Annotated in this window: 12 protein-coding genes; 7 read left to right on the top strand and 5 right to left on the bottom strand. The window is 70.2% G+C overall.

What is annotated here, in order from left to right:
• The first annotated feature begins 94 nt into the window (after positions 1-94).
• Complete coding sequence (locus tag ACFT7S_RS29075) at positions 95-1,441, top strand: 6-phospho-beta-glucosidase (RefSeq protein ID WP_382736905.1); 1,347 nt, start codon at positions 95-97, stop codon at positions 1,439-1,441.
• Between the two features lie 2 nt (positions 1,442-1,443).
• Here ACFT7S_RS29075 and ACFT7S_RS29070 read toward each other — a convergent pair whose 3' ends face one another.
• From ACFT7S_RS29070 to ACFT7S_RS29060, 3 genes are all read right to left on the bottom strand, one after another.
• The gene (locus ACFT7S_RS29070) at positions 1,444-2,019 is read right to left on the bottom strand and encodes a hypothetical protein (protein WP_382736903.1); all 576 of its coding nucleotides are present in this window, start codon (positions 2,017-2,019) and stop codon (positions 1,444-1,446) included.
• A 293-nt stretch (positions 2,020-2,312) separates the two neighbouring features.
• Positions 2,313-2,750: a hypothetical protein gene (locus ACFT7S_RS29065; protein WP_382736901.1), complete on the bottom strand. Its 438-nt coding sequence runs from the start codon at positions 2,748-2,750 to the stop codon at positions 2,313-2,315.
• Positions 2,744-3,202: an ATP-binding protein gene (locus ACFT7S_RS29060; protein WP_382736899.1), complete on the bottom strand. Its 459-nt coding sequence runs from the start codon at positions 3,200-3,202 to the stop codon at positions 2,744-2,746. The genes ACFT7S_RS29065 and ACFT7S_RS29060 overlap by 7 nt, the downstream gene beginning before the upstream one ends.
• A 203-nt stretch (positions 3,203-3,405) precedes the next feature.
• Between ACFT7S_RS29060 and ACFT7S_RS29055 the strand changes: the two genes are divergently transcribed.
• The 3 genes from ACFT7S_RS29055 (at position 3,406) to ACFT7S_RS29045 (ending at position 5,395) form a co-directional block, all read left to right on the top strand.
• Positions 3,406-4,266, top strand: coding sequence for a helix-turn-helix domain-containing protein (locus ACFT7S_RS29055; RefSeq protein ID WP_382736897.1), 861 nt, complete (start codon positions 3,406-3,408; stop codon positions 4,264-4,266).
• The gene (locus ACFT7S_RS29050) at positions 4,266-4,502 is read left to right on the top strand and encodes a DUF397 domain-containing protein (RefSeq protein ID WP_382736895.1); all 237 of its coding nucleotides are present in this window, start codon (positions 4,266-4,268) and stop codon (positions 4,500-4,502) included. Before ACFT7S_RS29055 ends, ACFT7S_RS29050 begins: the two co-directional genes overlap by 1 nt.
• A 74-nt stretch (positions 4,503-4,576) precedes the next feature.
• Positions 4,577-5,395, top strand: a complete 819-nt coding sequence (locus ACFT7S_RS29045) for an SAM-dependent methyltransferase (RefSeq protein ID WP_382736893.1) — start codon at positions 4,577-4,579, stop codon at positions 5,393-5,395.
• 72 nt (positions 5,396-5,467) lie between these two features.
• Here ACFT7S_RS29045 and ACFT7S_RS29040 read toward each other — a convergent pair whose 3' ends face one another.
• Positions 5,468-5,920, bottom strand: coding sequence for a cupin domain-containing protein (locus ACFT7S_RS29040; RefSeq protein ID WP_382736891.1), 453 nt, complete (start codon positions 5,918-5,920; stop codon positions 5,468-5,470).
• A gap of 52 nt (positions 5,921-5,972) precedes the next feature.
• Here ACFT7S_RS29040 and ACFT7S_RS29035 point away from each other — a divergent pair, with 52 nt between their 5' ends.
• The 3 genes from ACFT7S_RS29035 (at position 5,973) to ACFT7S_RS29025 (ending at position 8,101) form a co-directional block, all read left to right on the top strand.
• Positions 5,973-6,962 carry a helix-turn-helix domain-containing protein gene (locus ACFT7S_RS29035; protein ID WP_382736889.1) on the top strand — a complete coding sequence of 330 codons (990 nt, stop codon included), beginning with the start codon at positions 5,973-5,975 and terminating at the stop codon, positions 6,960-6,962.
• A gap of 61 nt (positions 6,963-7,023) precedes the next feature.
• Entirely contained in the window at positions 7,024-7,470 is a 447-nt protein-coding gene (locus tag ACFT7S_RS29030; protein ID WP_382736887.1) for a YchJ family protein, read from the top strand.
• 43 nt (positions 7,471-7,513) lie between these two features.
• Positions 7,514-8,101, top strand: a complete 588-nt coding sequence (locus ACFT7S_RS29025; RefSeq protein WP_382736885.1) for a GNAT family N-acetyltransferase — start codon at positions 7,514-7,516, stop codon at positions 8,099-8,101.
• Positions 8,102-8,106: 5 nt separating this feature from the next.
• Here the strand turns inward: ACFT7S_RS29025 and ACFT7S_RS29020 are convergent, their stop codons facing one another.
• A complete protein-coding gene (locus tag ACFT7S_RS29020) occupies positions 8,107-10,200 on the bottom strand; it encodes an MDR family MFS transporter (RefSeq protein ID WP_382736883.1) in 2,094 nt (697 codons plus the stop codon).
• Positions 10,201-10,251 lie beyond the last annotated feature (51 nt).

Raw genomic sequence — 10,251 nt, 5'->3', positions numbered from 1 at the left:
CTTTGTGTATAAGAGACTGGGGTACTGCCGCGCGGTCGACGCCCGCGCAGGTCTTTGGTCCGCGCGGGCGTCGACTTCCGTACCATCGAGCAGCGTGAAGCTGACAATTCTTGGCGGTGGCGGATTCCGGGTGCCTCTGGTGTACGGGGCACTTCTCGGCGATCACGCCGAGGGCCGCGTGACGCACGTGACGCTGTACGACACGGACGCGGACCGGCTCGGTGCCGTTGCCCGGGTCCTCGGTGAGCAGGCCGGGGGGATCGGTGACGCCCCCGCCGTCGTCGCCACCACCGACCTGGACGAGGCGCTGCGCGGTGCGGACTTCGTCTTCTCCGCGATCCGCGTCGGCGGCCTGGAGGGCCGCGCGGCCGACGAGCGGGTGGCACTCGACGAAGGCGTACTGGGCCAGGAGACGGTCGGCGCGGGCGGCATCGCGTACGGACTGCGCACCGTGCCCGTCGCGGTGGAACTCGCCGCGCGCATCGCCCGGCTCGCCCCCGACGCCTGGGTCATCAACTTCACCAACCCGGCGGGACTGGTCACCGAGGCCATGTCCCGGCACCTCGGCGACCGGGTCATCGGGATCTGCGACTCGCCGGTGGGACTCGGCCGCCGTATCGCGCGAGTCCTCGGCGCCGACCCCGACCGGGCCCGGATCGACTACGTGGGTCTCAACCACCTCGGGTGGCTGCGCGGGCTGTACGTCGACGGCCGCGACGAACTGCCGCGCCTGCTCGCCGACCCGGAACTGCTCGGCTCCTTCGAGGAGGGCAGGCTCTTCGGCGCCGACTGGCTGCGGTCACTCGGCGCGATCCCCAACGAGTATCTGCACTACTACTACTTCAACCGGGAAGCGGTACGCGCCTACCAGGAGGCCGAGCAGACCCGCGGTGCGTTCCTCCGGGAGCAGCAGGAGGGCTTCTACGCCCGGATGAAGGACCCGGCCGCCCCGGCGCTGACCACCTGGGACCGGACGCGCGCCGAGCGCGAGGCGACGTACATGGCGGAGAACCGCGAGGTCGCCGGGGCCGGTGAACGCGAGGACAGCGATCTGGAGTCCGGTGGGTACGAACAGGTCGCCCTCGCCCTGATGCGGGCCGTCGCCCGCAACGAACGGACCTCCCTCATCCTGAACGTCCGCAATCGCACGACCCTGTCGGTGCTGGACGCGGACGCCGTGATCGAGGTGCCCTGCTTCGTCGACGCCAACGGGGCCCGTCCCGTGGCCGTCGACCCGCTGCCGTACCACGCGGTGGGCCTGGTCACGGCGGTCAAGGCCGTCGAACGCGCCGTACTCGACGCGGCCGAGACCGGCTCCCGTGCGGCAGCGGTACAGGCATTCGCCCTGCATCCCCTGGTCGATTCGGTCACCGTCGCCCGCCGTCTGGTCGACAGGTACATGAAGGTCCACCCGGGCCTCGGCTATCTCGACAAGCCGTGAGGTCAGGGCGTCTCCAGTGCCCGTAGTTCGCTGCTGACCAGCACGTGGAGCTGCGCCTCCAGCCAGGCGGCCGACCGGGCGCGGCCGTCCTCGCCGTCCTTGTCCACCGCGCGCGGCAACGCCCGCAGCAGTGTCGCGGCCCGGGCCAGGCCCGTCCGTGACAGGGCAGTCGCCGCGTCGTCGAGACGGGCCCGCGCCGGGTCCGTCAGATTCCGCAGCCCGCTGTGGGCGACGGAGGCGAGCGCGGCGGTTGCCTCGTCCAGGGCGGCGGTCAGCGGATCGGACGACTGCCGCACCACCGCCTCCAGCGCGGACGATCCTTCGCCGGCGGCGAGATCGGGCACGGTCACTCCCGTCGGCGTCAGGACCGCGATCGGGTCGATCCGGACGGAGCCGCCCGACCGGTGCACCGAGCCGCTGATATGCGTGGCGCCGCTCTCCAGCGCATCCGCCAGGGCGTCGAGGGCGCCGGGACACTCCGGACGGTAGCCGGACCGCACGCGTGCGTGGTTGCCGGCCTCGTCCCGTACGACCGCTGCGAGTTGTTGCTCGGCCGGGTCGTAGCCGACGTGTTCCACCTCGGTCAGTCCGATAAATGGTCACGCATACGATCCGAGAACGTCAGTTCCCCACCGGCGGCGCCGCCCGCGTCACCTCTACCACCGCCCGCGCCTGGTCGGCCCCGGTCTCCCAGAACTTCGACGCGCTGCCCTCGACAAACTCCCAGCGGCGCACAGAACCGCCCCTTTCCCACCCCGGACCACCCGCTCCGCCGCGGGATTCGATCAGTGAGGCCACATTAGAACCAGCCACTGACAACGCCCCGGACAGGTGAGGGAGAGGGCCCTGCGAGGGCCCCGCCAGGCGCCGCTCAGGTAGCGGGCACGGCTCTCGGCCGGCCGGCCGGTGTCCACGAGGGAGTCACACCGGTCACCTGGCACACCATGAGGAAGAGCGGAATGGGCGGGGTGTAGGGCGTACGGCTGTCCGGCGTGTGGATGAGCCGGGGCCGTACCGAAGGGACGAAGGCCCCGGCGGCGTACGAAACCTGCTCGGGCCAGTCCAGGTCCAGATCCGAACCCGCGGGAACGATCCACCACCAGCGGTCGGCGTCGGCGAACACGCACCCGATGCGCGGCAGGTGGGACATCAGCCGGAAGCCGTGCCGCGCGGGCACCCCAACCGCGTCACAGCCGAGGCCGGCGGAGAGCGTGGGCGGCAGCGAAAGCCTCACCCGGCCCCCGCCACTCTGCTCGGGCACCCGGGAGCGGCGCGCTCCGCGCAGCTGGGACAGGGCGTTCTTCAGCATGGCTGCTCCGTGCCGTGCGGCAGTTCTGCCCAGACGATGCGACCCGAGGCGTCTCCGGCGTCGTGGGACCCCCAGGCGCTGCTCATCGCGTCGACGAGCAGCAGGCCGCGTCCGTGTTCGTCGTCGGACATGCGGCGGAGCCGCGGGCCGCCGGGTTGGTGCCCCTGGTCCTGCACGGCTATGCGCAGCCGCCTGTCGAGACGTCGGAGTTCGCAGACGACGCGTGAACTCGCGGTGTGCACCACTGCGTTGGTGACCAGTTCGGAGACGATGAGGATCGCCGCCTCGTAGGCGTCGCCGCCGAGGCGCCACGCGTCCAGCCGGCCGCGTGCCATTCGCCTCGCACCGGCCACCGACTCCGGCTGCGCCGGCAGGGCGAAGCAGTATCGGAGCGCTTCCGTCCCGGGGCTGAGGTCCACGAGCCGGGGGATGAGCGCACTGCCAGGTGCCACGACCGATTCCTCACAGTGGGGGGCGCTCACGCTTCGCACCTTTGTGAAAAGCGCGGGCGTGACCGTATGAACGGGTTCACTGCCCAACTCTCCCTCTGTCGCGAACACTTGGCAAGGGGCACTCTGAAAATTGCAGAGTGGCTGTGTCTTTGACGCCATCCGCATGGCACACTGCTCGCAAACAGCGCATGGGGAGGTCTGAAGTGAGCGAACCGCGGTCCGCCCCGACCGTGGGCCAAGTCGTCCTCGGCAAGCGCCTGCAGGATCTGCGGGAGCGCGTAGGCCTGAGCCGCGACCAGGCCGCCAAGGTGCTCCGGGTCGCTCCTGCGACCATACGCAGAATGGAGACGGCCGAGGTCGGACTCAAGATCCCTTATGTCCAGCTGCTGCTGAAGGCGTACGGGATCGAGGACGAGGAGGCCGACTCCTTCGTCGAGCTCGCAGAAGAGGCCAACAAACCGGGCTGGTGGCAGCGTTACCACGACGTGCTGCCCGACTGGTTCAGCATGTACGTGAGCCTGGAGGGCGCCGCGAGCCTCCTTCGAATGTACGAGCCGCACTTCGTCCCCGGCCTCCTGCAGACCGAGGACTACGCACGCTCCGTCATGCGTACGGGAGCCGTCGGCCAGACCAGGCCGGAGGACATCGAGCGCCATGTGGACCTGCGGATGGCGCGCCAGTCCCTGCTCACCAGGGAGGACGCCCCGAAGCTGTGGGTGGTCATGGACGAGACCGTCCTGCGCCGCCCCGTGGGGAGTACCGAAGCGATGCGGGCGCAGACCGACCGCCTGCTCGAAGCCACCGAGATGCCCCATGTGACGCTTCAGATCGCGGAGTTCGCGACCGGCCACCATCCGGGCACGTACGGCCCCTTCGTTCTTTTCCGCTTCGCCGTCCCCGAGCTGCCCGACATGGTCTACAGCGAGTACCTGACCGGTGCCGTCTACTTCGACGCGCGCCCCGAGGTGGCCTCCTACCTCGAAGTCATGGACCGTATGGCGGCTCAGGCCGCAACTGCACAACGCACGAAGGAAATCCTCCGGGACTTCCGCAAGGAGCTGTGATGAGCGACATATACAACGGCATGCCGGCCGCCGACCTCGGCTCCGAAGGCTGGTCGAAGCCCTGGAGCGGTGGCAACGGGGGCAACTGCATCGAGGCCATGAAGCTGGCCGACGGCAGAGTCGCCGTACGCCAGTCCGCGGACCCCGAGGGCCCCGCCCTCATCTACTCCAACGGCGAGATAGCCGCCTTCATCCAGGGCGCCAAGGCAGGTCAGGCCGACTTCCTTCTCACCTGACGCATCGGCACATATCCTCGCCCCACGAACAGTTCGCTGTGATCGCCGACCTACGAACCCCAACGGAGCGCGATATGACCGGGCACGATCCACAGGCCAGCCATGTCATCGAGATCGACACCAGCAAGCCGCACCCCGCGCGGATGTACGACTGGTTTCTCGGCGGCAAGGACAATTACCCGGTCGACGAACAGATGGCCCAGCAGTTGCTCGCCGTGGACTCCCGGGGCCGCGACATGGCCCGCGTGAACCGGGCCTTCATGCACCGTGCCACCCGCTATCTCGCCGAGAACGGCGTACGCCAGTTCCTCGACATCGGCACGGGCATACCCACCGAGCCCAACCTCCACCAGATCGCTCAGCAGGCCGCCCCGGACGCGCGCATCGTCTACTGCGACAACGACCCGATCGTGCTCGCGCACGCCGCGGCCCTGCTGCGCTCCACGCCCGAGGGTGCCACCGAGTACATCCAGGCGGACGCGCGCGAGCCCGAGGCGATCCTCGAAGAAGCCGGCAAGGTACTCGACTTCAGCGAGCCGATCGCGCTGTCGATGCTCGCGCTGCTGCACTTCCTGGACGACGAGGACGGCGCTGCCGAACTGGTCGACAAGCTCGTGGAGCAGCTCCCGTCCGGCAGCTATCTGGTGCTCTCGCACACCACGGGCGACTTCAACCCGGAGGGCGCGGCCCAGGCACGCGCCATGTACAAGGCCCGCGGAATGACGCTGCGACCGCGCTCCCGCGCCGAACTCGCCACGTTCTTCGACGGCCTGGAGCTTGTCGAGCCGGGCGTCTCGCTCTCCGCCGACTGGCACCCGGAGCTCGGCGATGTCATCGATGTCCCGGGCGACGATCCGATCCCCGGGTACGCGGGCGTCGCCCGTAAGCGCTGACCGCGCACGGTCACCGACGGCTGACGGACCGGGTGATGCCCGCGGCGATCGTTGCCGCGAGCAGCCACCCGGTCACGAAGGCGTCCCGGACGCGGCGATCGGCGGGGTCAGGTCGCTGAGCGCGTGCCCGGTCGTCGCGTCGACATGGTCCGGGACCTCGTCGTGGGCGTCGCCCACGGTCAGCGTCCCGGACGGCTCGAACAGCATGATCGAGGCACCGTCCGCCGAGCGGGGCTTGTGCCAGGTTCCCCGGGGAACGACGAACACCGCACCCCGGTCGAGCCTGACCGACCGCTCCCCGCCCTCCTCGCGCAGCCCGATGTCCAGGGAGCCGTCGAGCACGAGGAAGAACTCGTCCGTGTCCTCGTGCACATGCCAGACATGCTCGCCGTGGACCTTGGCGACCCGTACGTCGTAGTCGTTGACCCGTGTCACGACCCGCGGGCTCCACAGCGCGTCGAAGGACTTCAGCGCATCGCTCAGCAGGATCGGTTCGGGCAGGGTCTGTGCCGTGTCTTCGCTCATGTCCCCATCCTCGGGCTTGGCCCCTGACTCGGGGGAGTGCTAGGAATCGCACATGGCGCAAGAATCCTCGCACCGCACCCCGCAGCGTTCCCCGCACCGCGTCGCCATGATCGTCTCGGCCGGGTCCAACCCCTTCGAGCTGGGCGTGGCCACCGAACTCTTCGGCCTGCGCCGCCCCGAACTGCCCGTCCCCTGGTACGCGTTCGAACTCTGCGCCGCCACCCCCGCCGTGACCATGCACGCAGGCTTCTTCCAGCTCTCCGGAGTCGCCGGGCTGGACGCGGTCGACCGCGCCGGCACCGTCATCGTGCCGAACCGGCCCGACCCCGAAGCCGCACCCGATCCGGCCGTCCTCGACGCAGTCCGGCGCGCCGCTGCCCGGGGCGCCCGGCTGGTCAGCTTCTGCACCGGTACGTTCACACTCGCCGCCGCGGGCGTCCTGGACGGCCGGCGGGCCACCACCCACTGGCGCTGGGCCGAAGCCTTCACCGCACGTTTTCCGCGGGTGCACCTGGACCCAGGCGTCCTGTTCGTCGACGACGGCCAGGTGATCACGGCCGCGGGCAGCGCCGCCGCGCTCGACGCCGCCCTCCACATCGTCCGCAGCGACCACGGCGCGGAGATCGCCGCAGCGGTCAGCCGGCGCCTCGTCTTCCCGACGCAGCGCGACGGCGGCCAGCGCCAGTTCGTCGAGCATCCCCTGCCCGATACGGCCGACACCTCGCTCGGCCCGCTCCTGGAATGGGCCCAGCAGCACCTCGGCACCGGGCTGAGCGTGACCGGACTCGCCGCTCGCGCGGCGGTCAGCCCCGCCACGCTCCACCGCCGCTTCCGCGCCCAGCTCGGCACCACCCCGCTCGGCTGGCTCACCGAACAGCGGATCACCCTCGCCCGCCGCCTCATCGAGCGCGGCGAGGAACGCCTCGACGTGGTCGCCAGGACCAGCGGCCTCGGCACGGCGACCAACCTGCGCACCCAGCTCCGCCGCCGCACGGGCCTCACCCCCAGCGAGTACCGCAGCCGCTTCGGCCCGGCCCGCTGAGCAATCACCCCGCTGAACGACCGCCCCCGTACGCAACGACCCAGCAGGTCACAATGGAGGCATGTCACGACGCACCCCCCGCCCGCGCCGCTCCACCGTCACCGGAGCACCCGCACCGCGGATCACCCCGGAGTCCCCGTGCCCGTGCGGCCTGCCCGCGACGTACGCGGACTGCTGCGGACGCCTGCATGCCGGCGGAAACGCCCTGACCTGCGAGGCGCTGATGCGTTCGCGGTACGCCGCCTTTGTCGTCCAGGACGCGGCGTACCTGCTCCGCACCTGGCACCCCGACACCCGGCCGCCGGCCGTCGACTTCGACCCCGGCATGCGCTGGGTGCGCCTGGAGATCCTGGAGACGACGGAGGGCAGCCCCTTCCACGCGACGGGGACGGTCACCTTCCGCGCGCACTACACGGACGACGGCCGCCCCGACTCCCTCCACGAGAAGAGCCGCTTCGTCCGCCACGACGGCGACTGGGTCTACGCGGCGGCCGTCTTCGTCGAGTGAAAACCGGTGTCCCGGGGCACCCCTCGGACCGTACGATCCGCGCATGAGCGAGGACACGGCAGTGCCGGACACCGTACGAGAGCCCTGCTGGCGCGGTCGGAACATCGCGTTCACTCCCGTCGAGATCGACGACGCCGAACTGATCCAGCGCTGGCGCTTCGATCCGGTGACCGCTCATGAGACCGGGGTCTGGCCGGGTTCGCTGTACGAGCTGCGCGAGCGTATCGAGCGCCATCTCGACGACAGCAACCGTGACGACTTCCTCGTCCTTCTCCCGGACGGCACCCCCATCGGGCACGTCGCCCTCACCGACCAGCAACTGGCCGAGGGGTCCGCGGAGGCCTATCTGGTTCTGGCCCCCGAACACCGGGCCAAGGGCCACGGCGCCGACGCCCTCGATGCCCTGATGGACCTGGCCTTCGGCGAACTGCCCATCCAGCGCGTCGAGGCACACACCCACACCGACAACGCCGCGGCCCTCCGCGTCCTCGCCGGATCGGGCTTCGTCCACGAGGGCGTACGCCGCTCGGCCTGCCTGCACCGGGGGCGCCGCCACGACATCTCGCTCCTGTCCCTGCTCCGCCCCGAATGGGAGGCACAGGACCGCCCCAGGTCCTGGGACCACGCCTGACCCGGTCAGGCCGGGGCGCCCACCCGCGTCGATCCCCGTGCCGGGCCCGCGGGTGACAGTTCCTGGGCCAGATCCTCCGCCAGCAGCCGCTTGGCGATCACGTCCACGGCCGCCCGCAGCTGACGGTCGTCCGGGCGGGCACCGTCCTCGGCGAGGCACTTGTTGAGCCAGCTCGACCAGGCGTCGGCGATCGTCGCGGCCTCCCGCCGGCCCGCTGCCGTGTGGGCGAAGAGACGGCCGTCCCCGGTGAGATAACCCTCCTCGATCATCCGGTCGAAGACCGGCACCAGTACCTCGGACGGAATGCGGTGCCGGGTCGCGATCAGGCCGAGGCCCGCATGGCCGACCATCCTCGTGAACAGGTCCACCTGCATGACCGCCCAGGCCCCCGCCATGTCGAGCCGGGTGTCCGAGTCCGCGACGATCCGTCTCGCCGTGGCAGGACCGGCGCCGTGCAGGATCTTGGCCACGGCGAATTCCAGCAGCCGCGCCGAGTCCCCGGCACTGGGCTGGGCGAATCCCTCGCCCATGTCCGTCGACCCGGCCCGTGCGGAGTCCCGGAGCTTCACCTGCTTCAGGAACAGCGCCACGACGAAACCGATCAGGGCCACCGGCACGGTCCACAGGAACACCGTGTGCAGGGTGTCCGCGTACGCCTGCGCGATCGGTGCGGTCTGTTCCGGGGGCAGGGCGTGCACGGCCTGCGGGTTCTGCGACGCCGCCGCCAGAACCGCGGGATCACCGCCGGCCCGCGCCGCCTGCGCCACGCCCTCGGCCAGATTCGGCCGCAGCGCATTGGCGTAGATCGTGCCGAACACCGCCGTACCGAAGGCACTGCCGAGCGTACGGAAGAACGTCACGCCCGACGTCGCCGTGCCCAGATCGGAGTAGTCGACGGTGTTCTGCACGGCGATCGTCAGCACCTGCATGGCCAGCCCGATGCCGAGCCCCAGCACCAGCATGTACACCGACTCCAGCCAGACTCCGGTGTCCGGACCCATCCCGGAGAGCAGATACATCCCCAGCGCGATGATCAGTGTGCCCACGATGGGGAACACCCGGTACTGGCCCGTCTTGCTCACCACGTTGCCGCTGAAGATGGAGGCGATGAGCAGGCCCACGATCATCGGCAGCGTGCGCACCCCCGACAGCGTGGCCGAGTCCCCGTCCACGTACTGGAGATACGTCGGGAGGAAGATCATGGAGCCGAGCATCGCGAAGCCCACGATGAAGCTCAGGATCGAGCAGACCGTGAACACCGGGTTCCGGAACAGCCGCATCGGCAGCATCGGTTCCTTCGCGCGCCCCTCCACCACGCAGAAGAGCGCGAGCGCGACGAGGCCGGCGACGAACAGACCGATGATGACCGGCGACCCCCACGCGTACTCGTTGCCGCCCCAGCTCGTCGCCAGGATCAGACCGCTGGCGCCGACCGCGACCAGCGCGATGCCGAGGTAGTCGATGACCGGCCGTCCGGCCGCCCTCACCGACGGAATGTTGCGCGCCGCCGCGATGACCACGACGATCGCGATCGGCACATTGATGTAGAACGCCCAGCGCCAGGTCAGATGGTCGGTGAACAGCCCGCCCAGCAGCGGTCCGATGACCGTCGAGATCCCGAAGACGGCACCGATCGCGCCCTGGTACTTGCCCCGTTCGCGCAGTGGGATCACATCGGCGATCAGCGCCATCGACGTGACCATGAGACCGCCGGCGCCGATGCCCTGCATCCCGCGCCAGATGATCAGCAGCAGCATGTTCGACGCGAGACCGCACAGGAACGAACCGGTGATGAAGATGATCGCCGAAACCTGGAAGACCAGCTTCCGCCCGAAGAGGTCACCGAACTTGCCGACCAGAACCGTCGCCACCGTCTCGGCGAGCAGATAAGCCGTGACCACCCACGACATATGGGCGGCGCCCCCGAGATCCGAGACGATCGTGGGAAGCGCCGTCCCCACGATCGTCTGGTCCAGCGCGGCCAACAGCATGCCCAGCACGATGGTGGCGAAGACGATGTTCCGCCGGCGCGGATCGAGCACGGGCGGCGGCGCGGCGGCACTCTGCGCGGCGGGGGCGGTCTCGCTGGCAGTGGTCACGCTTGCACCCTCACACCCGCCCCGCGGCGGCGCATGCGGGGAAGGACCGGA

Origin of the sequence: Streptomyces sp. NPDC057136 (genome assembly GCF_042670885.1) — a bacterium.
Lineage (GTDB): Bacteria > Actinomycetota > Actinomycetes > Streptomycetales > Streptomycetaceae > Streptomyces.
This window is presented reverse-complemented; position numbering and strand designations above follow the sequence as displayed.

What these genes read in the sequence shown, in the direction of transcription:
- ACFT7S_RS29065 (WP_382736901.1), bottom strand. Translation starts at nt 2,750, where the DNA reads ATGCTGAAGAACGCCCTGTCCCAGCTGCGCGGAGCGCGCCGCTCCCGG.
- ACFT7S_RS29050 (WP_382736895.1), top strand. Translation starts at nt 4,266, where the DNA reads ATGAGCGACATATACAACGGCATGCCGGCCGCCGACCTCGGCTCCGAA.
- ACFT7S_RS29045 (WP_382736893.1), top strand. Translation starts at nt 4,577, where the DNA reads ATGACCGGGCACGATCCACAGGCCAGCCATGTCATCGAGATCGACACC.
- ACFT7S_RS29040 (WP_382736891.1), bottom strand. Translation starts at nt 5,920, where the DNA reads ATGAGCGAAGACACGGCACAGACCCTGCCCGAACCGATCCTGCTGAGC.
- ACFT7S_RS29035 (WP_382736889.1), top strand. Translation starts at nt 5,973, where the DNA reads ATGGCGCAAGAATCCTCGCACCGCACCCCGCAGCGTTCCCCGCACCGC.
- ACFT7S_RS29030 (WP_382736887.1), top strand. Translation starts at nt 7,024, where the DNA reads ATGTCACGACGCACCCCCCGCCCGCGCCGCTCCACCGTCACCGGAGCA.
- ACFT7S_RS29025 (WP_382736885.1), top strand. Translation starts at nt 7,514, where the DNA reads ATGAGCGAGGACACGGCAGTGCCGGACACCGTACGAGAGCCCTGCTGG.